This window comes from Methylobacterium sp. A49B (assembly GCF_053346215.1).
Window position 1 is genome coordinate 1 of the sequence record NZ_JBKFBO010000062.1, and the last position, 19,927, is coordinate 19,927.

At 69.3% G+C, this 19,927-nt stretch carries 17 protein-coding genes, 1 tRNA gene and 1 pseudogene; 8 read left to right on the forward strand and 11 right to left on the reverse strand.

The window, feature by feature from the left end; genetic code table 11:
- Positions 1-1,421: tetratricopeptide repeat protein (locus ACLBX9_RS05075; RefSeq protein WP_447718146.1), on the forward strand; the 1,421-nt coding region annotated here is incomplete at its 5' end.
- 137 nt (positions 1,422-1,558) lie between these two features.
- On the opposite strand, the gene ACLBX9_RS05080 is transcribed toward ACLBX9_RS05075, so the two are convergent.
- A tRNA-Leu gene (locus ACLBX9_RS05080) sits at positions 1,559-1,643 on the reverse strand.
- A 123-nt stretch (positions 1,644-1,766) separates the two neighbouring features.
- Positions 1,767-2,072, reverse strand: a complete 306-nt coding sequence (locus ACLBX9_RS05085) for a FliM/FliN family flagellar motor switch protein (RefSeq protein ID WP_010687396.1) — start codon at positions 2,070-2,072, stop codon at positions 1,767-1,769.
- 104 nt (positions 2,073-2,176) lie between these two features.
- Between ACLBX9_RS05085 and lipB the strand changes: the two genes are divergently transcribed.
- On the forward strand, positions 2,177-2,908 hold the full coding sequence (gene lipB / locus ACLBX9_RS05090) for a lipoyl(octanoyl) transferase LipB (protein ID WP_447718147.1): 732 nt from the start codon (positions 2,177-2,179) through the stop codon (positions 2,906-2,908).
- 108 nt (positions 2,909-3,016) lie between these two features.
- Here the strand turns inward: lipB and ACLBX9_RS05095 are convergent, their stop codons facing one another.
- Entirely contained in the window at positions 3,017-5,143 is a 2,127-nt protein-coding gene (locus ACLBX9_RS05095; RefSeq protein ID WP_447718148.1) for a carbohydrate porin, read from the reverse strand.
- Positions 5,144-5,493: 350 nt separating this feature from the next.
- On the opposite strand from ACLBX9_RS05095, the gene ACLBX9_RS05100 reads away from it, so the two are divergent.
- From ACLBX9_RS05100 to ACLBX9_RS05115, 4 genes are read left to right on the forward strand one after another with little or no spacing between them, the layout of a single operon-like run.
- On the forward strand, positions 5,494-6,057 hold the full coding sequence (locus tag ACLBX9_RS05100; protein WP_447718149.1) for an iron transporter: 564 nt from the start codon (positions 5,494-5,496) through the stop codon (positions 6,055-6,057).
- Between the two features lie 16 nt (positions 6,058-6,073).
- Positions 6,074-6,418: a cupredoxin domain-containing protein gene (locus tag ACLBX9_RS05105; RefSeq protein ID WP_010687400.1), complete on the forward strand. Its 345-nt coding sequence runs from the start codon at positions 6,074-6,076 to the stop codon at positions 6,416-6,418.
- Positions 6,415-7,848, forward strand: a complete 1,434-nt coding sequence (locus tag ACLBX9_RS05110; protein WP_010687401.1) for a 4Fe-4S binding protein — start codon at positions 6,415-6,417, stop codon at positions 7,846-7,848. Before ACLBX9_RS05105 ends, ACLBX9_RS05110 begins: the two co-directional genes overlap by 4 nt.
- A 47-nt stretch (positions 7,849-7,895) precedes the next feature.
- Positions 7,896-8,720, forward strand: a complete 825-nt coding sequence (locus ACLBX9_RS05115) for an FTR1 family iron permease (protein ID WP_010687402.1) — start codon at positions 7,896-7,898, stop codon at positions 8,718-8,720.
- 180 nt (positions 8,721-8,900) lie between these two features.
- Here ACLBX9_RS05115 and sseA read toward each other — a convergent pair whose 3' ends face one another.
- On the reverse strand, positions 8,901-9,749 hold the full coding sequence (gene sseA / locus ACLBX9_RS05120) for a 3-mercaptopyruvate sulfurtransferase (RefSeq protein WP_010687403.1): 849 nt from the start codon (positions 9,747-9,749) through the stop codon (positions 8,901-8,903).
- A gap of 276 nt (positions 9,750-10,025) precedes the next feature.
- Here sseA and ACLBX9_RS05125 point away from each other — a divergent pair.
- Positions 10,026-10,385 (forward strand): annotated as a pseudogene (locus ACLBX9_RS05125) (GcrA family cell cycle regulator); the annotation flags it as partial.
- 25 nt (positions 10,386-10,410) lie between these two features.
- On the opposite strand, the gene ACLBX9_RS05130 reads toward ACLBX9_RS05125, so the two are convergent.
- The 7 genes from ACLBX9_RS05130 to cpaB are packed head-to-tail and all read right to left on the reverse strand — an operon-like array spanning position 10,411 to position 18,349.
- Positions 10,411-11,388, reverse strand: a complete 978-nt coding sequence (locus tag ACLBX9_RS05130) for a type II secretion system F family protein (protein ID WP_447718150.1) — start codon at positions 11,386-11,388, stop codon at positions 10,411-10,413.
- A gap of 32 nt (positions 11,389-11,420) precedes the next feature.
- Entirely contained in the window at positions 11,421-12,410 is a 990-nt protein-coding gene (locus tag ACLBX9_RS05135; protein ID WP_447718151.1) for a type II secretion system F family protein, read from the reverse strand.
- 16 nt (positions 12,411-12,426) lie between these two features.
- Positions 12,427-13,869, reverse strand: a complete 1,443-nt coding sequence (locus tag ACLBX9_RS05140) for a CpaF family protein (protein WP_010687406.1) — start codon at positions 13,867-13,869, stop codon at positions 12,427-12,429.
- A 27-nt stretch (positions 13,870-13,896) separates the two neighbouring features.
- Positions 13,897-15,156, reverse strand: coding sequence for an AAA family ATPase (locus tag ACLBX9_RS05145; RefSeq protein WP_010687407.1), 1,260 nt, complete (start codon positions 15,154-15,156; stop codon positions 13,897-13,899).
- Between the two features lie 56 nt (positions 15,157-15,212).
- Positions 15,213-15,953 (reverse strand): CpaD family pilus assembly protein, encoded by a 741-nt coding sequence (locus ACLBX9_RS05150; protein WP_447718152.1) that lies wholly within the window; start codon positions 15,951-15,953, stop codon positions 15,213-15,215.
- A gap of 18 nt (positions 15,954-15,971) precedes the next feature.
- Positions 15,972-17,531 (reverse strand): type II and III secretion system protein family protein, encoded by a 1,560-nt coding sequence (locus ACLBX9_RS05155; RefSeq protein WP_010687409.1) that lies wholly within the window; start codon positions 17,529-17,531, stop codon positions 15,972-15,974.
- A 5-nt stretch (positions 17,532-17,536) separates the two neighbouring features.
- Entirely contained in the window at positions 17,537-18,349 is an 813-nt protein-coding gene (gene cpaB, locus ACLBX9_RS05160; protein WP_010687410.1) for a Flp pilus assembly protein CpaB, read from the reverse strand.
- 284 nt (positions 18,350-18,633) lie between these two features.
- Between cpaB and ACLBX9_RS05165 the strand changes: the two genes are divergently transcribed.
- The gene (locus ACLBX9_RS05165; RefSeq protein ID WP_447718153.1) at positions 18,634-19,863 is read left to right on the forward strand and encodes an ABC transporter substrate-binding protein; all 1,230 of its coding nucleotides are present in this window, start codon (positions 18,634-18,636) and stop codon (positions 19,861-19,863) included.
- The last annotated feature ends 64 nt before the right edge of the window (positions 19,864-19,927 follow it).

The window sequence follows — 19,927 nt, forward strand, 5'->3', positions numbered from 1 at the left end:
GGGCCGGGCCGGGGCGGCGGGCCGGGCTGCTGACGGGGCTGGTGGCGGGTCTCGCCGTCCTGGCCTCGCTGGGGCTGGCAGCCTGGCTGGTGGGGCCGGGATCGCCGGGGTCGGGCTTGCCGGGCTCGGCGGGATCCGGGAGCGCGGGGGCGGCGCCGCGGGCGGAGGCGACGCTGGCGGTCCAGAACGGCCTGCCGCCCAAGCCGCTGCCGGCGCTGTCGCTGGTGGTGCTGCCGTTTGCCAACCTGAGCGCCGACCCGGAGCAGGACTTCTTCGCCGACGGGCTGACCGAGGATCTGACCACCGACCTGTCGCACCTGGCCGGCAGCTTCGTGATCGCGCGCAACACCGCCTTCACCTACAAGGGCAAGGCCGTGGACGTGAAGCAGGTCGGGCGCGACCTGGGCGTGCGCTACGTGCTCGAAGGCAGCGTGCGCCGCACCGACGCCCACATCGTCCTCAACGCGCAGCTCATCTCGACGGAGACCGGCGCCCATGTCTGGGCCGACCGGTTCGAGGGCGAGCGGAGCCGCCTCGGCAAGCTCCAGACCGAGTTCGTCGCGCGGCTCGCCCGGTCGCTCGACGTGCAGCTCACCGAAGCCGAGAGCCTGCGCCTCCTGCGGGAGCGGCGCGCGAATCCCGACGCCGCCGACCTTGCCCTGCGCGGCTGGGCCCTCGTCAACAAGCCGCGGTCGCTGGCAAACAACAATGCGGCCGCCGAGCTGTTCAAAGAAGCGCTCGCGCTGGATCCGAGCAATCCCAGGGCGCTGATCGGGCTGGCGCGGACGTATGTGCTGAGGCCTGGCATGTCGTGGAGCACCGACAAGGCCCATGACATACGGGAGGCCGACAGCCTGGTGACGCGATATCAGGCGGCCTACCCGGACGACGCGCTCGGCTACGTGACCAAGGGCGACGTCCTGCGCGCCTCGAGGCAGTTCGAGGCCGCCCTGTCGATGTATGAGGCCGCGATCGCCAAGGATCGGAACTACGCCATGGCGTATGCCCTGCGGGGCCATATCTCCACGCTGGCCGGCCACGCCGCGGCGGCGATCCCGAGCGAGCTCGATGCCATACGCCTGAGCCCCAAGGATCCGTTGCTGAACGTCTGGTACTATTTCGTCTGCCACTCCTACACGCACCAGAGGCGCTGGGAGGAAGCGATCCCCTGGTGCAACAAGTCGGTGGCCGCGGGACCCTACTGGCTGTCCTACGTCGATCTCGCGGCCGGCTACGCGTGGCTCGGGAAGAAGCCCGAGGCTGCGGCAGCGGTGTCGGAGATTCTCAAGCTGATGCCCGGCTACACCGTGCAGAGGTGGGCCAACGAAGGCTGGTCGGACAACCCGACCTTTCTGGAGGAGTATCAGTTCATCGTTCAGGGCCTGCGCATGGCAGGACTGCCGGAGGGGCCGACGAACTGACTGGCGCTGACGCGGCCGGTCCGTCACGGGTGTCAGACTGTCGGTGAAACCGAATCTGTCGGGCAGGGGCGGGCCGGGACAGCCGGCCGCCTCAACGTCGTGCCCCAGTTCCTTCCCCCGATCGTTCGAAGAAAGGTTGGTGCGGCCAAGAGGACTCGAACCTCCACCCCTCGCGGGACTAGCACCTCAAGCTAGCGCGTCTACCAATTCCGCCATGGCCGCATCGGACGCGTTGATCCGTGTCCGCTCGCTCGACCGGCGCGGCCCGCTGGAGATCCCGCAGGGCGTTGTCGTGTCGGCGGCGCAGCGGATAACAGATCGTCCCGCCGCCGACAAGCGCTTCGCTCACGCCGGATCGTACCCGGTCTCCAGAAGCGCGGCCGCACCGTCGCCGATGCTGGCGCCGGGCTCCACGATCGAGGCCGCCTTGCGGATCAGCTCCGTCACCTCCACGGAGATGCGGTCGCCCGTCACCACGATCTGCCCGCGGGCGATCGGATGGTCGTTGGCCAGGATCTCGACCATGTCGCTGTCGCTGGCCTCCAGTTCGATCACGGCGCCGCGGCCCATGCGCAGGAGCATGTGCAGCGGCATGCGGGCGCGGCCCAGCACCACCGTCAGATCGACCTTGAGGGTCTCGAAGACCGCCACCGTTCGTCATCCCGTCTCGCGGCCGGACCCTTGGGCGTCGAACGCTTGCAACCGCGGGCCGCGGGTGTTGAAGGCTTCGACCATCGTCGCAGGATGGTGAACCCTTGGTAAACGCGCCCCGCCTCACGGTCAGCCCGCACGCGTTCCCGAAGTCCCCCGGTTCCGATCCGGTCGCCGGGCCGGTGGCGTGGCGGGTGAGCGACGGTCCGGTCAACTACGCGGCGGCCGTCGCCTGGATGGAGGTGCGGGCCGAGGCGATCGCTCGCGGCGCGGCTCCGGAATGCGTGTGGCTGCTGGAGCACCCGCCGCTCTACACGGCGGGCACCTCGGCCCGGCCGGAGGATCTGGTGGCGCCGGGCCGCTTCCCGGTCCACGCGACGGGCCGCGGCGGGCAATACACCTATCACGGCCCCGGCCAGCGGGTCGCCTACGTGATGCTCGACCTCGGCCGGCGCAGCCGCGATCTGCGCGCCTACGTGGCCAGCCTGGAGGCGTGGCTGATCGAGACGCTCGCGGCCTTCAACGTCCGCGCCGAGCGCCGGGAGGACCGGGTCGGCGTCTGGGTGCGCCGCCCCGAGAAGGGGGACGGTGTGGAGGATAAGATCGCGGCGATCGGTATCCGGGTGCGGCGCTGGGTGAGCTTCCACGGGGTCAGCCTGAACGTCGAGCCGGACCTGTCGCACTTCGCGGGAATCGTCCCCTGCGGCGTCCGGGAGCACGGGGTGACAAGCCTCGTCGATCTTGGCCTGCCGGTGGGCCTGCCGGAGGTCGACATGCAGCTGCGGGCGGCGTTCGAGGGGATCTTCGGGGCGACGACGATCGAGGCGGCGGACTGACACGGCCGCCACCTCGGACATCCGATCGGGCGTCAACGATGGTGTATCGTCGTCATCGCGGAGACGGCTGCGCCGCAAGGCCTCTCGGCCGAATGGCCGGCACCCCGATCAGAAATCCGCGTGCAGCCGCGAGGCGAAGAAGTGCGCCGGCCCGCGGTCTCGATTGTAGCCGGGATTGTCGATGAACTGATAGTCGAAGGTCAGGGTCACGAACTTCGTGAGGTTCAGGGCGTAGTAGGTCTCGATCGCCCGCTCGGTCCCGTAGTTGAGCCGCCCGTCGCCGATCAGCAGCCCGTAATAGCCCGCCGCGAAGGCGGCCCGGTGCGAGGGCGAGAGCCCGTTCATCGCCGCGCCGAGGCCGACCGTGTCGTCCGGCCGGTCCCAGGCCTTGCCCTTGAGCGACAGGCCGCCGGAGAAGCTCTGGTCGATGTCGGTGAACGAGATGTTCTCCGTGCGCCCGTCGTTCAGGCTTGCGCGGGCGAACAGGCCGAGTTCCGGCGTCAGCGCCTGCTCCAGGTTGATGTAGCCGCCGGTCTTGCGGCGCGGCCGCCGGGTCGCCGCGACGGCGTCGTTGATATCGTCGAAGGCGCCGAGCTGCGTCAGCGTCACCACCGCCCGGTTGTTCGCCGAGGTGCCGACATTCGAGAAGAACCCGAGGCGCAGCTTGCCCGGCTGATCCAGCCCCGGCAGCACGTAGCGCTGCTCGAACTCGGCGTTGAGGCCGGCGCGCCGGAACACCCGCGGGTCGAGCACGTCGCTCGACGGCTCCTTGGGCACCTGCGTGTAGGCGGCGCGGATGGCGAATTCCGGCCGGTTGTACTCGGCGTAGACGCCCTGCGTGAATCCGGGAAGGTTGGCCGGGAAGTCCCAGGCCGAGGCGGCCCAGAGCGACCAGTTGAAGAAGTCGACCCGCGGGTCGTGCGCGTAGATGTTGCCGTCGAAAAAGTCACCGAGCGCGAACTTGCCGGCGATGAGGGTGATCCGCTCCGAGTCGTAGCGGGTGGCGACCTGGTTCGGCCCATCCGGCACCTCGACGGTCTCGCCGCCGAGGTTGATCGTCTGTTTCACGTAGTAGCGGTTCGAGCGCAGCTTCGGGAACGGGGCGCCGGCCTTCTGCGCCTCGCCGTTGACGAAGCCCGCGACACCGAGCGTCCGCGACAGGCCGAAGCCCTGGCTGAACTCGGGATTGTAGTAGACCTCGGTCGTGTCGGTGAGCTTCAGCCCGAGGAAGATCGTGGCGGTGGTGGTCTGGCGGGCCTGATGCGGGATCAGGCTCTGCGCGCCGACATAGGGCGAGCGGAAGCCCGGAACCCCCTGGGCGATCAGGGTGGTCTGACCGTGCAGCGAGAACCGGCCGGTGTCGCCGTTGTCGGGATCGTGCGGGGCGGTCTCGTCCGGGTCCGGCGGTACCTTCAGCCCGTCCGGAAACCACATCAGCCGGGCGAGCACCTGGTTCGAGGTGAAGCTCGCCCGGGTCGTCACGGGACCGCCGTCGTCACCCGGGACAGCGCCCAGGGAGAAGCGTCGGCTGCCGCCGAGATCGATGTAGCGGTAGTCGATTCCGAGGGCGAGGCTGTCGGTGATGGCGTACTGGACGCCCGCTCCGAGGGTAAAGCCAACATAGCCGAGTTCCCGCCGCGCAACTGCTTGGCCGCCCGCGTCGAGGTCGGGATAGGTCGCGAGGAAGCGCGCGCTGGCCCCCGCGAGGCCGAAGGTCCCGTAGATCAGGTACCGGTCGAAGCTGTAGCCGATCCGCGCCCGCAGACTGCCGTACAGGTCGGTCTTGGCGCGCACCACGTTGAAGACCGGGTCCACGTTCTCGTAGCCGAAACCCGCAATGGTCGAGGGGACGGGCCGTTTCAGGTTCGCGACGTCGAGATTGGCCTCCACGCCGTAGACCCACGGACCGCTCTGCCAGTTCCAGCCGCCGAAAATGCCGCCGACCGCCGTAGTCGCGTCCCGCCCCTGGTCGCTGCGCCCGGTGGAATCGCCGCTCCTGAAGGCGGGAACCGACCGGACGCCGATCGTCGTCGGGCCGAACGTGTAGGCGCCGTAGGAGCCGCCCGCGCTTCCCTCAAAGCCGACATAGCCGCCGGACCAGTCGGCATAGGCTGGGGCTGCCGCGGCCGGGCGCGATGCGGCGAGATCAGCCGCGATCCCGGCCGCGGGTGCGACAAACGGCGCGGTCAGCGCGAGGGCCGCGGCGCGGACCAGGGACACGGAACGGGTTCTCATCGGGCTCGCGGCAAAAGTATAGCACTTGCTAAAACGTCGGCTGCGTACACGCAAGCCGACGTGTCGAGTGGCGGGGGAACACCCACAGTCTTCCTGCTTCGGCCCGCCTTTCTCGCCGTCCCGCATGGCAGGTGCGTGACGATGCCATGGGGAAAGGCTTGGTCAAGATCCGTCAGATCACAGGATGGCGATAAACTTCGTGGACGTGGCACAAAGCCCGTGATCTTGGGCGGGAGCACGTAGAAATACGGCTCAGAGCCGCACAGGTGTGCTCAGATTAGAATTGTTATCATTTGATGCTGCTGCGATTCCTGTTTGAACTTCCCGCGGGAGGGCTTATGTGCGATCGCATGCGTGCCCCGAATGTCTTCCCGATTCTCCGCGGCCTCGCCGCGGCCTCGCTCCTCGTGCTCGCCGGGGCGGCGTCCGCCAAGGAGGTGCCGATCGGGCCGCATGTGACGCGGAACGGCCTTGAGGTCGCCGCCGTCTACCTGCAGCCGATCGAGATGGATCCACCGGGCATGATGCGCGAGGCCGCGCAGTCGGACATCCACCTCGAGACGGATATCCGGGCCGCCAAGGACAACCGCAACGGCTTCGCCGAGGGTGATTGGGTGCCGGCGCTGGAGGTGCGTTTCGAGGCAGTGAAGCTCGACGGCGACAAGCCCACCGATCAGAAGGTGGCCGGCATGCTGATGCCGATGGTCGCCAATGACGGGCCGCATTACGGCGACAACGTCAAGCTGTTCGGTCCCGGCCGCTACCGCCTCAAGGTCACCGTGGCACCCCCCGGCAAGGACAGCCATTTCGGCCGCCACGTGGACAAGGAGACGGGGGTCGGCCCGTGGTTCGAGCCGTTCGACGTCACCCAGGATTTCACCTTCGCCGGCGTCGGCAAGAAGGGTGCCTACTGAACCTCGGGGATCCCGCGTGTCTCGCCTGTCGCGTTCCGCCCGCCTCGTCATCGCTCTGCTCGCCCTCGCCGGCGCGGCGGAGTCCGCGCATGCGGACGACATGCCGGTCATCAAGGTCGAGATGCGCGACGGCGTGATCCTCCCGGCGGTGATCGAGGTGCCCGCCAACACCCGCTTCAAGCTCGAGATCTCGAATACCGGCCAGAGCCCGGTGGAGTTCGAGAGTACCGAGCTCAAGCGCGAGAAGGCGCTGGCCGCCGGCTCGACCTCGGCGATCGTGTTCCGCACCCTGGATCCCGGCACCTATCAGGTGTTCGACGATTTCCACCCGGAGGCGAAGGCGACCCTGGTAGCCAAATGAGCGCGTCGACGACAGCGCCGGCCTCCCTCTCGCTCGCCCGCGTCCCCACACGCCGGGCCGCCCTCGACGCGCGGCTCGCCCGTTTCGGCGACGCGTTGCGCCGACACGGCTGGATGATCCGCGCCGTGCAGTGGGTGATTGTCGCCGTCTACGCGGTCCTGGTGATTGTGCCGGCGCTGCTGCCGCTGCCCGGCAACGCCGCCCATATCTGGACCAACCTGACGCTCGCCGCCCAGTTCGCCTTCTGGGGGATCTGGTGGCCTTTCGTGCTGGTGAGCATGGTGCTGGTCGGCCGGGCGTGGTGCGGCGTGCTCTGCCCCGAGGGCGCGCTCAGCGAGTTCACGAGCCGCTGGAGCCGCGGCTATGCGGTGCCGCGCTGGATCACCTGGCAGGGCTGGCCGTTCCTGGCCTTCGCCGGCACCACCGTCTACGGGCAGATGACCAGCGTGTACGGCTACCCGAAGCCGGTGCTGGCGGTGCTCGGTGGCTCGACCCTCGCCGCCATGGTGATCGGCCTGCTCTACGGGCGCAACAAGCGGGTCTGGTGCCGCTATCTCTGCCCGGTCAACGGTGTCTTCGCGGTGCTGTCGAAGCTCGCCCCCGTGAGCTTTCAGGTCGACCGCGCCGCCTGGGCGGCTTCGCCCAAGCCCGTCCGCGGTGCCGAGGCCTTCAATTGTGCCCCCCTCGTCCCGGTGAAGACGATGCGCGGCGCCGGGGCCTGCCACATGTGCGGGCGCTGCAGCGGCCATCGGGGCGCGGTGCGCCTCGCCCTGCGCTCGCCCAACCACGAGATCGTGCATGTCGCCGGCGGGGAGCCCAGCCTCGACCAGACCATGCTGATCCTGTTCGGCATGCTCGCGCTGGCGGTGGGTGCCTTCCAGTGGTCGTCGAGCCCCTGGTACGTCGATGCCAAGCAATGGACCGCCACGTGGCTCATCGAGCACGGCACGACGTGGCCGCTGGAGCACTCGGCGCCCTGGTTCGTGCTGACGAACTACCCCGACCGCAATGACGTGATGACACTCCTCGATGGCGGGCTGCTCCTGGCCTATATCGGCGCCGCCACGTTGATCCTCGGGCTCGCCCTGTCGGGCATCGTGGCGCTCGCGACTTTCGCCCTCGGCGGATGGTCGCTTCGCCGGTTCCATCACCTGACGCAGACGCTGATCCCGGTGGCGGGCTGCGGCGTCTTCCTGGGCCTCTCGGCGCTCACCGTCACCTTCCTGCGCGGCGACGGTATCGTCATCCCGTACGTCGCGGAGATCCGCGCGGGGCTGCTCGCCGGCGCGAGCTTGTGGAGCGTCTGGCTCGCGTGGCGGGTCGCCGGACTCAGCGCGGGTGGCGTCCGCCAAGCGGCGGCCGCGACCTGCATTGCCGGTGCGGCCGCCCTGTCGGTGGCCAACTGGGTGCTCCTGTTCTGGATCTGGTAGCGCGGTCCGCGCATCGCCGCACAACCTCATAACCCCGGGAGACCGCCATGATCGGCGCCTTCGTCATCGCCTTCCGCGAAGTCATCGAGGCGGGCCTCATCATCTCCATCGTGCTGGCGGCGACCCGGGGCATCCCGGGACGGATGCGTTGGGTCCTGCTCGGCGTCGCGGGCGGGCTGGCGGGCGCCGGCCTCGTCGCCCTGTTCGCCGAGAAGATCTCCGATGCCTTCGAGGGCAACGGTCAGGACATCCTGAACGCGTCGGTGCTGATCGTCGCGGTGCTGCTGCTGATCTGGCACAACACCTGGATGAGCAAGCACGGGAAGGAGCTTGCGGGCGAGCTGCGGGCGGCCGGCGAGGCGGTGCGCTCGGGCGAGCGCGAGGCGGCGGCCCTGTCCATCGTGATCGGCGCGGCGATCCTGCGCGAGGGCGCCGAGCTGGTGCTGTTCCTCTACGGCCTCGTCGCATCGGGCACCTCGGGCGCCGACATCCAGTTCGGCGCGGTCGCCGGCATCGGCGCAGGTGTCCTCCTCTCGGCGGTGACGTATCTCGGCCTCGCCTCGATCCCGAGCCGCTACGTGTTCTCGGTGACCAGCGTGCTGATCATCTTCCTGGCAGCGGGGCTCGCCGCGCAGGCGGCCCAGTTCCTGGCGAATGCCGGCGTCGTCGAGGTCCTCGGCCACACCCTCTGGAACAGCTCAGGCCTGATCGCCGAGACGTCCTGGCCGGGCCGCGTGCTGCACGCGCTGGTCGGCTACACCGACCGTCCCACCGCCCTGCAGGCACTCGTCTACGTGGCCACCATCGCGGTGATGGTCGGCCTGATGCAGTGGAGCGCCGCCGACAAGCGCCGCGCGGTGCGGGCGGCGTAACGGTTTCGGTTTCGAAAGGTCTGGTACTTGGCGCGTGGTGTTTGGCGAAGCCGGATGGGTAGTCCCGGCGGCCTTCTCATGACGGGCGCTCCTTTCCCGGACGCCTTCGCTTCAGACGCCCGGGAAAGGGCCTGCCCCTAAATCGGGCAGTGCCGTCCTGATACGCTGTCGGTCGACGCCCTATGGCGCCCCCGTCGCGACCGCCCGGGTCGGGTCGGCACCCCATTCCGACCAGGAGCCGTCGTAGAGGCTCCGGGCTGGGCGGCCCATGGTCTCCAGCGCCAGCGCGATGATCGCCGCCGTCACACCCGAGCCGCAGGTGGTCACGATCGGCCGGTCCGGGTCGACGCCGTTCTCGGCAAAGACGGATTTCAGCTCGTCCGGGCTCTTCATCCGCCCGTCGCGCTGGAGCGCCGCGTAGTGCAGGTTGCAGGCGCCCGGCATGTGCCCGGGCCGGACACCGGCCCGCGGCTCCGGCTCCTCGCCGCGGAACCGCGTCCCCGAGCGGGCATCGACCACCTGGGCCGAGCCGGACTCCAGGGCGCGGGCGACGTCGTCGGCATCCGCCACGGCGCCGTGGTCGAGGCGGGCCGTGAAGTGGCGGCGCTCGGGCTGGCGCGGCTCGCCCTCCTCGGTGGGGTAGCCCGCCTCGACCCAGGCCGGCAGGCCGCCATCAAGCACCAGCGCGTCGCGCACGCCGAAGGCCTTGAGCATCCACCAGACCCGCGGGGCCGAGAACAGCCCCTGGCCGTCGTAGGCCACAATCTGCATCCCATCGCCGATCCCGAGGGCCCGCATGCGGGCGGCGAACACCTCGGGGCGCGGCAGCATGTGCGGCAGGCTCGATTCCGTGTCGCTCATGGCGTCGAGGTCGAAGCGCCGCGCGCCGGGTATGTGGGCGGCCCGGAATTCGGCCTGCGGATCGCGGCCGGCGGCCGGCAGGTACCACGAGGCGTCGAGCACCACGATGTCGGGGGCGGCGAGGCGGTCGTGCAGCCAGTCGGGGGACACGAGGGGCGCGTGGGCCATGGTCGGCGGGTCCGGCTCTGTTGGCAGAGGGCGCACCAAATCACAGGTCCCGCCGGGTTGCACCTCCGAGCCACGGCCGATCGGGAGCGTTCGGACGGTTTCGTCAGCGCCGCCGAATGGCAATCAAGCCCGCGCGGATTGCGTCGAGCTACGCATCCCGCACCGTGGTCCGATGCGCTCAATGCAGGTTGGTCTTGTTTTAAAACGTCGTAACCCCAGTTACGACAACACGATGACGCCGATCGCGTCGGTCCCTGCGGCCGGCATCGCGCTGGCCGCTCCGGTCGCCGCTCCTCTGGACGCGAGACGGGGTCGCCGCCTGAACGAAAGGCGTCTCACCCTCCCTGTCTGCCGGGGCGTCCGCACCCACCGAGCAGGATGCTTATTGAGCCGATCGACACCATGAATCAACTCGTCCGCATGTCCCAGATCGGCGATGCCGAGACCGTCGAGGAGCCGTCCGCCGACCTGCGCGTGCCCTTCGCGCAGTCCGGCGCCTTCGTGTGCAAGTACATCATCGGTGAGCCCAACGACCGCGCCATCTGCTGCGGCGCGCCGGTCTCCGACGGCAAGAGCTGGTGCGCCTATCACCGGCGGATCGTGTTCGAGCCGACCCGCCCCGGCCGGATCCGATGAGCGCCGGGCCCCCGGGCCCCGGCCGTCACTGCGTCCGCATGATCTGGATCACCGCCGGGGTGATGATGACGACGAACAGCACCGGCAGGAAGAACAGGATCATCGGGACCGTGAGCTTGGGCGGCAGGGCCGCGGCCTTCTTCTCAGCCTCATTCATGCGCTGGTCGCGGCTCTCCTGCGCCAGCACTCGCAGCGCCTGGCCGATGGGCGTCCCGTAGCGCTCGGCCTGGATCAGGGCGGTCGCTACGGCCTTTACCGGGTCGAGCCCGGTGCGCAGTACGAGGTTCTCGTAGGCTTGGCGCCGGTCCGGCAGGAAAGACATCTCGGCAGTCATCAGGGCGAGTTCCTCGGCCAGAACGACCGAGGAGGTGGCGATCTCGGTGCTCACCTTCCGGAAGGCGTGCTCGATCGCCATGCCGGATTCGACGCAGATCAGCGTGAGGTCGAGGGCGTCCGGCCACGCCTTCCGGATCTCCGTCTGGCGCTTTTTAGCTGCATTGACCAGGAACAGCTCCGGCGCCTTGATGCCTCCATAGGCCGCGCCCACCACGAGTCCGAACCGCACGAGGTAGGAGGCGTCGAGCCCCTCCAGCACGAACAGGTAGAACAGGGCCGCGATCACCGAGCCGATCGGCACGACGAGGCGGAAGAACAGGAACGCCGTCTCCGCCCCCTGTCCCCGATAGCCCGCCATCATCAGCTTGCGCTTGGCCGTGTCGGTGCCGAGCCAGCGGTGCAGCTGATACCGCTCGACGATGGACTTCATGTAGGCCTTCGGCGCCACGCGCAGCGTGGCCCGGTTCTGGCCGCGGTCGCCCAGCGCACGCTCTCGCCGCCGGATCTGCTCGCGCTCGTCGCTGACGAGCTTCATGCGCTTGGCGAGCTTGTCGGTCTCGAAGAAGGGCTGCGCCACCGCGAAGGCGGTCGCGGCGGCCGCCACGGAGGTCAGCAGCATCCCCATGAAGCGGGGATCGAACAGCTTTGCGGCGATGTCGTCGATCATGGGGTCGGATCCGAAAACATGCGCGCGACGCCTCAGAAATCGAAGGCGATCATCTTTTTGATGGTGAAGATGCCGATCGACATCCAGATCGCCGCCCCGACCAGCGCGATCTTGCCGATGTCCGTGGTCCAGAGCAGCGAGATGTAGTCGGGGCTCGTCAGGGTAGTGATGCCCGCGACTCCGAAGGGCAGGCAGGCGATGATCGAGGCCGAGGCCTTGGCCTCCATGCTCATCGCCTTGACCTTGCCGCGCATCTTGGAGCGGTCGCGCAGCACCACGGAAAGGTTGTTCAGCGCCTCCGACAGGTTGCCGCCCGATTGCTGCTGGATGTTGATCACGATCGCGAAGAAGTTCACCTCGGCGGTGGGCACCCGCTCGACCAGACGCGTGCAGGCCTCGCCGAGCGACAGGCCCATCGCCTGGGTCTCCACGACGGTCCGGAACTCGCTGCGCACGGGCTCCTCCGCCTCCCGCGAGACCATGCGGAAGCAGTCGCCCACCGGGATGCCAGTGCGGATGCCGCGCACCACCACGTCGACGGCGTTGGGCAGTTCCTTGTTGAACTTCGCGATGCGCTTCAGCCGCAGGTGCCGCAGCAGCCAGGCCGGCACGCCGAACCCCCCCGCAAAGGCGGCGCCGACGCCGACGATCGGGTTGTCGGTGATCACGAAGAGCAGGAGCCCGAGGATCGCGGCGCTGACGGCCGAGACTATGTAGAAGGTCTGCTTCGTCCAGGCGAGGCCGGCGCGGGCGAGCTTCAGCTCCACGGTGGCCTTCGTGGCGCCCTTCGCCTTGGCCTCGATCTCGCTCAGGGTCTTGGCGACCTGCTCGCGACGGTTGATCGCGACACCCCGGATCGCCGTCCCGGAGGCCGAGACGCCGATCGTCTTCAGGCGCTTGCTCGCCCGGCGCTCGCCGCTGAGGAGGGGCAAGATCGCCACGTAGGCGACCGCCGCCACCGCGATGCCGATCAGGCCCGCGGCGATCGGCATGTTGGCGGTGGGGATGGCGAGGTCCGGCATGGGTTAAGATCCCCGCTCAGGCTCGGTCGACGACTTCGGCCGCGTCGAGCGCCTCGCCGAGGCGGCGCTCCAGTCCATAATAGCGGGCGCGCTCCCAGAATTTGGGCCGTCCGATGCCGGTCGACCGATGGCGGCCGATCAGCTTGCCGTTCGCGTCCTCTCCGACGATGTCGTAGAGAAAGACGTCCTGGGTGGTGATGACGTCGCCCTCCATGCCGATCACCTCGGTGATGTGGGTGATGCGGCGGGAGCCGTCGCGCAGGCGCATGGCCTGGATCACCACGTCGATCGAACCGCAGATCATCTCGCGCAGGGTCTTCGAGGGTAGGGTGAAGCCGCCCATCGAGATCATCGACTCAATACGCGACAGGCACTCGCGCGGGCTGTTGGCGTGGAGCGTGCCCATCGAGCCGTCGTGGCCGGTGTTCATCGCCTGCAGCAGGTCGAAGGCTTCCGGTCCGCGCACCTCGCCGACGATGATCCGCTCGGGCCGCATGCGCAGGCAGTTCTTGACGAGGTCGCGCATGGTGACTTGGCCCTGGCCCTCCATGTTGGGCGGGCGCGTCTCCAGGCGCACCACGTGCGGCTGCTGGAGCTGGAGCTCCGCCGCGTCCTCGCAGGTGATCACACGCTCGTCGTGCTCGATGAAGGCGGTGAGGCAGTTCAGCAGCGTGGTCTTGCCCGAGCCCGTGCCGCCCGAGATCACCACGTTGCAGCGCGACTGGCCGATGATCTTGAGCACCTCCGCGCCCTCGGGCGAGATTGCCCCGAAGCGCACGAGTTGCTCCAGGGTCAGCTTGTCCTTCTTGAACTTGCGGATGGTGAGCGCCGGGCCGTCGATGGCGAGCGGCGGCGCGATCACGTTGACGCGGGAGCCGTCCGGCAGGCGCGCGTCGCAGATCGGGGAGGCGTCGTCAACGCGCCGGCCGACCTGGCTGACGATCCGCTGGCAGATGTTCATCAGCTGCTGGTTGTCGCGGAACCGCACGCTGGTCAGCTGGATCTTGCCCCCGACCTCGATGAAGGTCCGGTTGGCGCCGTTGACCATGATGTCGGCGATGTCGTCGCGGGCGAGCAGGGGCTCAAGCGGGCCGTAGCCCAGCACGTCGTTGCAGATGTCGTCGAGCAACTCCTCCTGCTCGGCGATGGATAGGACGATGTTCTTGAGCCCGATGATCTCCGTGACGATGTCGCGGATTTCCTCGCGCGCCGTCTCGGCATCGAGGCGCGAGAGCTGGGTGAGGTCGATCGCCTCGATGAGCGCGCCGAAGATCAGGCTCTTGGTGCGGTAGTAGTCTTCGGACCGCACGGTCTCGACGACCAGGGGCGCGGTGGGCTCGGTCCGCTTGGCCGGCGCCGTCGTCTCGCGCTGGGTCGAGGCCGCAGGCGCGGCAGTCCGCGCCTGCGGGACCGGCGGGGCCGCAGCGGGTGCGCCGCCGACCTGCCGTCTACCGAACATGGGTCGGATCCTCGTCGCGCCGCCGCATCACGACGCCTTCCGGCCCGGGAGCTTGGCTCCCGCGAGCTTGGCGAGCAGCGGTTCGAGGAGGCTCTGGCGCCCCCGTCGCGTCTCCGGCCGGCCGAGTGTCGCGGCCGCCAGGTCATTGAACAGGTCCGCGACCTTCGAGCCCGCCTGGATCTCGGCGATCATCTGCCCGTTATTGGCGGCGGTGCCGAACAGGGCCGGCTCGAAGGGAATGGTGAGGGCGATCGGGGCCTCCAGGGCCTTGGCGAACTCGGCGGTCCCGATCTCAGGCCGCTTGGGCACGCCGACGCCGTTGAGCAGGATCCGCGGCGGCTGATCGTTCGGGCGGCCGTGCTTGAGCGCGCCCAGCAGGTTCTTGGTGTTGCGCAGGCAGGCGAGGTCCGGACCCGCGACGATCAGGATCTCGTCGGCCGCCGTGAGGACGCGCTTCGACCACGCGCTCCACTGGTGCGGGACGTCGAGCACCACGCAGGGCACGCTCGCCCGCATGTACTCGATCAGCGCATCGAAGGCCGGCTCGGACAGGTCGATGGTCCGGTCGAGGCTCGCGGGCGCCGAGAGCAGGCTCAGGTTATCGCTGCACTTCGACAGCAGACGTTCGACCAGCGCCGAATCCAGACGCTCGGGGGCGAACACCGCCTCGGCGATGCCCTGCGGCGGGTCCTGGTTGAAGTTCAGCGAGGCCGTGCCGAAGGCGATGTCGAGATCGGCGATCACCGTCTGGACGCCCTGGCCGCGGGCAACCGCCCAGGCGAAGTTGTGCGCCACCGTGGAGGCGCCGATGCCGCCCTTCACGCCGTAGACCGCCACGGTGCGGCCCACCGGCTTGACCCCCGGGGCGGTGAACAGGTCGGAGATCGCCGCGATCAGTGTCAGCGGATCGACCGGCGCCATCAGGTAGTCGGACACGCCGCGCTGGATCAGCTGGCGGTAGAGCACCACGTCGTTGAGATGGCCGATCACCAGGACGCGGGTGCCCTCGTCGCAGACCTCGGCCAGGGCGTCCAGGCACTCGATCGGCTTGGAGCGCGGTCCCTGCGTCTCGAGGATGATGACGTTGGGCGTCGGCGCGTGCCGGTAAGCCTCGATCGCCGCGGCGCCGCCGCCCATCCGGACCTTGACCTGCGCCTTCTGCATGCGCCGGTCGAGGGCGGCCCCCTCGATCAGCGCCGCGGTCTCGCTGGTCTCGCAGAACGCCTGGATGGTGATCCGGGGCACCGGGGCGATCGTGCGCTCGGTTGTCTCGGACTGGTCTGCCATGACGGCGCTTTCAGGTTCGCGTTCGGGGTGCGGCGTCGGATGTGGGCGCGGCAGTTCTACTGGCCGACCTGAGACTTGACGGCGGTCTGCCCATCTTGCCGCCATGTGGTTGACGGATCCTTGCCGTCCCGCAACTGGCCGATGTCCCTGACCCGCTTGACCGTGTCGATGCGGCCCTCGGGCCGTCCGCGCACGAGGTCGACCGGGTCCGCCACCTGGGCGGCCACGTTCGACTGCATGGCGCAACCCAGGTTCCAGCTCGGGCGGTTGCTGTAATCGACTTGGAAGCTCGAGGTGCCGAGGTCCTGCGGCCACAGCCCGCACTGGTCCGACACCTTGGCCTGCATGCGCTGAAAGCTCAGGCGGATCGGCGCGGCGAGGGTCGGCGCAGTGACTGCGTAGCCGGTGATCGCGATCTCCCGGGCGCCGACGCCGTTCTGGCCGCCGAGCCCGCGCAGGGCCGCCGTCGTCCGCTCGACGGCGGGCGCGAGGGCCGGCGGCACGCCCCTGGGCACCTCCATCAGCAGGACGCCGCGGCCGAAGCGGCGGTATTCCAGCATGAAGGCGTCGATATCGGCGGTCTGGCGCGGGTCGAGATGACCGACCCCGGTGGGGAACACGTCGAGGCTGCGGGTGCCGTCGGCCAGCACGATCGGATGGCGGGCGCGGTAATCCGAAACCGCGATGTCGCCGGTGGTGGCAGGGTCGCTCTTGCAGCCGGACGCCAGGGCGCCGAGGGCGCAGGCGGCGAGCAGGCTGCCGAGGCGTGGCAGGGCGGACGGGTGGCGTCGGGTCATGGATCCGGTCCTCGGGCCTTACTCGACGATGAAGCCGACGCGGCCGCGATAGGTGCGTCCGAGCGGGGGCGCCGCGGCCGCGGCCGGGCCGACCCGGCCGTAGAGGCGGTTGATCTGGCCGAGCAGCACCGCCTGGCCGTCGGTCGAATCGACGAAGTTGTCGTCGGGCCGGCTCACCTGCTTCGCCTCCATGGGCCGCGCGATATAGGGGGTGCACATGATCATCAGCTCGGTCTCCTGGCGCTGGTAGTCGCGGGAGCGGAACAGCGCGCCGAGGATCGGGAGGTTGATCAGGCCGGGCAGGCCGGCGATCGCTTGCTTGTTGACCTGCTGGATCAGGCCGGCCGTCATCATGACGCCGCCCGAAGGCAGCTCGACGGTGGTCTCCGAGCGGCGGACCCGGGTGCCGGGCACGGCCGTGGTGACGCCATCCAGGGTGTAGTTGAAGCTCGTTTGTGGATCGATCTCCGTCACATCGGTCGCGACGCGAATCGAGATGCGATTGTCGGCCAACACGACCGGCGTGAAGGACAGGGCGACACCGTAGGGCTTGAAGGTGAGCCCCGGCCCGGAGCAGACCCCGTTGAGGCAGGTCGCGGCACTGGACGGGACTGGATACTCGCCGCCGGCCAGGAACTTCGCGGCCTCGCCGGAGATCGCGGTGAGGGTCGGCTCGGCCAGGATCCGAGAGACGCCCGCCTGCTCGAAGGCTTTCAGGGTGGCCTGGAGCGAGAAGCCGCCAGCCTTCACGGAGGCCTGGATCTGGTTGCCGGACGGGACGTCGCCGTTGATCGGGAACGGCAGGTTGTTGCTGAGCGCCGGGGAGGTGGTCGCGTTCCCGAGCGGGTTCAGCGCCGACCAGTTGCCGGTCAGGTTGATACCGAACTGCTTCAGGACGTTGCGCGACACCTCCACCACGGTGACGCGCAACATCACCTGATCCTTGTTGCGGATCGACAGGTTGTTGATCACCGCGCCTCGCACGCCGGCTCCGACGCCGCCGCTCGGCGCTCCTGAGGCGGCGCCCGCGCTGCCGAGACCCACGAAGGCGTTGGCGATGTCGATCGCCTGCTGGGCGTCGGCCGACGAGTTGACGGAGCCCGAAAGCAGGACTGAGGCGCCCGAGGAGCGCACGTCGAAGCGGCCGCCCGGGATGCTCTGGTTGAGCAACTCGCGCAGGGTTCCGAGGTTGAGGTCCCGGGCGACGGTCACGTCGAGGGCCGCGATCTGGCGCCCCTCCGCGTCCATGATGAAAATCGAGGTCGCGCCGTCGGCCATGCCGATCACGAAGACCTTGCGGGTCGAGCGGACCACGGCGTTGGCCACCGCCGGGTTGGCGACGAAGACCTCCTTGGCGTCCCGTGGAAGGTCGACGATCACGGAGCGGCCGGCGGTCAACTCGACCTTGCGGGTCGAGTTGGCCTCCGCGGAGCCGACCGTGAGCACCGGCGCCGGACCGAGCGTCTGGCGCTCTTGGGCGTGGGCGGGGACGGTCAGCGCCGCGAGCAGGGCGAGGAAACCGGCTTGGCGGCGCTTTTGGCGGTTGGCCAAGCTGTGGAGGGGGAGCGGAGCGGTCATGGGGATCACGGCGTCTGCTGCCGCGCGACGCCGAAGCGCACCACGGTCAGTGCGGAGTCGGGCGTCTGCGCCCGGGACGCGTCGGCCTGCAGCGCAGCATCGGGCTGCCCTGCATCGGCGAGGCTGCGCAGCGCCAGCGACAGGGCGCCCACCTTCTGGGCGAGCGCCAGGGTCTCGGCCTGGGCGGGCGTGACCGCGAGAGTCGCGGTCTCGCCGGTGACGACGTTGGTGCCGTTCTTCTCCTGGATGAGCTGACCGATCGCGAGGACGCGGATGTCGGTCAGGATCGTCTGAGAAAGCTGCACCTCGGAATTGCTGGCCCGCGAGCTGGTCTCGTCGCGGAAGGTGCGGATCACGTCGACGCGGTCGTTGGGCAGGATGAAGCCGCCAGCCGAGTTCGTGCCGCGGCTGTCGGTGACGATGGCGACCGCGCGCATCCCGGGCGGCAGGATCGCCGCCATGAACCCGCTCTCCGGCCGCACGAGCTTCTGTGCGCGAATTGGTTCGCCCGCCAGGAAGGCCGAGCGGACGGAGGCGCCCACCGTCTCATCAAGCGCCTTGGGATTGGTCTTGCGCGACAAGTAGCCCGCCGCCATGGCGCCGTCCGGCCAAGCCTGCCAGCGGAGGTCCGCGGCCTGCAGCACGTGCCCCATGGGCAGGTCGGCGCCGGCCACGAGCACCTCGGTGACGGGTGCCGGCGGTGCCTCGGCCCGGGGGGGCGGCGGCGTCGGTGGCGGATCGCCGCCACTCATCAGGAAGGCCGCTCCGCTGCCCGCCGCGAGGGCGATGCCGAGGACGGCGAGACGGGCTGGTTTCATCGCATGAACACGCGCCAGAGACGGCAGAAGTGCCGTCCATGACCCGAACCTGCCCGGGGATTCGTGTAATTATGGTTAAGCTATTATAACCTCGCCGCGTCTGGCTGGTCCGGAAACGGATCGTCTCGGGGCCGCAGGCGAGCCCGCCTCGCGCGCCGCGCGTCACAATGCATGCAAACCTTCAGCGTTCGCCCGAGCCTGGCCGTGGCCTCTCACCCCTTCGTGATCTATCGTGCCGCCGGAACCGCCTCAGAAGCGGGCGCTCGGGCGAACCGGGGGGAGATATGATCAGGACATTCGGCGGCGCGATTCTGGCGGCGGCCTTCGCGGGGACGGCGTTCGGCGCGGCCGCGCAGGGCGGCGGGGACGCGTTCTCGGGCAACGCCGTGCGCATCGGCGTCCTCAACGACCAGTCCGGCCTCTACGCCGAGTACGGCGGCCAGGGCTCGGTGGAGGCCGCCCGCATGGCGGTGGAGGACATGGGCGGCAAGATCGGCAGCGTGCCGATCGAGATCCTGACGGCCGATCACCAGAACAAGCCCGACATCGCCTCGGCGATCGCCCGGCAATGGTACGACCGCGACAATGTCGACGCGATCATGGAGCTGACCACTTCCTCGGTGGCGCTGGCGGTCCAGGGCCTGTCCAAGGAGAAGAAGAAGATCACCATCACCACCGGGGCCGCGACCAGCGACCTCACCGGCAAGGCGTGCTCGCCCTACGGCTACCACTGGGCGTTCGACACGCGGGCGCTGGCGGTGGGCACCGGCGGCGCGCTGACCCGGGCGGGCGGGAACACGTGGTACTTCCTCACCGCCGACTATGCATTCGGCTCGGCCCTGGAGGCCGATACCAGCAAGGTTGTGCTCGCCAACGGCGGCAAGGTGGTGGGCAGCGTCCGGCACCCGCTCGCGAACCAGGACTTCTCCTCGTTCCTGCTTCAGGCGCAGGGCTCCAAGGCCAAGGTGATCGGTCTCGCCAATGCCGGGCTCGACACCTCGAACGCGATCAAGCAAGCGGCGGAGTACGGCATCGTCGAGGGCGGCCAGAAGATCGCGGCGCTGCTGTTCACCCTCTCGGAGGTGCACGGGCTCGGCCTCAAGGTGGCGCAGGGCCTGACGCTCACCGAGGGCTGGTACTGGGACGCCAACGACGAGACCCGGGCCTTCGGCCAGCGCTACATGAAGCGCACCGGCCGGATGCCCAACATGATCCAAGCCGGCACCTACTCGGCGGTCCTATCCTACCTGAAGGCCGTGAAGGCGGCAGGCACCGACGAGACCGATGCGGTCAACGCCAAGCTGAAGGCGCTGCCGGTGGACGACGTCTTCGCGCATGGCGGGATCGTGCAGCCGAACGGCCGTATGGTGCACGACATGTACCTGTTCGAGGTCAAGAAGCCCGCCGAGTCGAAGGGCGAGTGGGACCTGTACAAGTTGATCTCGACGGTCCCCGGCAAGGAAGCCTTCGCGTCCCCGGCAGAGAGCGGCTGCCCGCTGACGGCGGCGAAGTAGGAGCGGCGGGAGGGGCGCGGACGCCCCTCCGTCATCGCGCGCGCAGCGAAGTGAGCCAGAACAG

Coding starts and splice junctions, on each gene's coding strand:
- ACLBX9_RS05095 (WP_447718148.1), bottom strand. CDS start 5,143: ATGAGAACCCGTTCCGTGTCCCTGGTCCGCGCCGCGGCCCTCGCGCTG.
- ACLBX9_RS05100 (WP_447718149.1), top strand. CDS start 5,494: ATGCGTGCCCCGAATGTCTTCCCGATTCTCCGCGGCCTCGCCGCGGCC.
- ACLBX9_RS05110 (WP_010687401.1), top strand. CDS start 6,415: ATGAGCGCGTCGACGACAGCGCCGGCCTCCCTCTCGCTCGCCCGCGTC.
- ACLBX9_RS05115 (WP_010687402.1), top strand. CDS start 7,896: ATGATCGGCGCCTTCGTCATCGCCTTCCGCGAAGTCATCGAGGCGGGC.
- sseA (WP_010687403.1), bottom strand. CDS start 9,749: ATGGCCCACGCGCCCCTCGTGTCCCCCGACTGGCTGCACGACCGCCTC.
- ACLBX9_RS05130 (WP_447718150.1), bottom strand. CDS start 11,388: ATGATCGACGACATCGCCGCAAAGCTGTTCGATCCCCGCTTCATGGGG.
- ACLBX9_RS05135 (WP_447718151.1), bottom strand. CDS start 12,410: ATGCCGGACCTCGCCATCCCCACCGCCAACATGCCGATCGCCGCGGGC.
- ACLBX9_RS05140 (WP_010687406.1), bottom strand. CDS start 13,869: ATGTTCGGTAGACGGCAGGTCGGCGGCGCACCCGCTGCGGCCCCGCCG.
- ACLBX9_RS05145 (WP_010687407.1), bottom strand. CDS start 15,156: ATGGCAGACCAGTCCGAGACAACCGAGCGCACGATCGCCCCGGTGCCC.
- ACLBX9_RS05150 (WP_447718152.1), bottom strand. CDS start 15,953: ATGACCCGACGCCACCCGTCCGCCCTGCCACGCCTCGGCAGCCTGCTC.
- ACLBX9_RS05155 (WP_010687409.1), bottom strand. CDS start 17,531: ATGACCGCTCCGCTCCCCCTCCACAGCTTGGCCAACCGCCAAAAGCGC.
- cpaB (WP_010687410.1), bottom strand. CDS start 18,349: ATGAAACCAGCCCGTCTCGCCGTCCTCGGCATCGCCCTCGCGGCGGGC.
- ACLBX9_RS05165 (WP_447718153.1), top strand. CDS start 18,634: ATGATCAGGACATTCGGCGGCGCGATTCTGGCGGCGGCCTTCGCGGGG.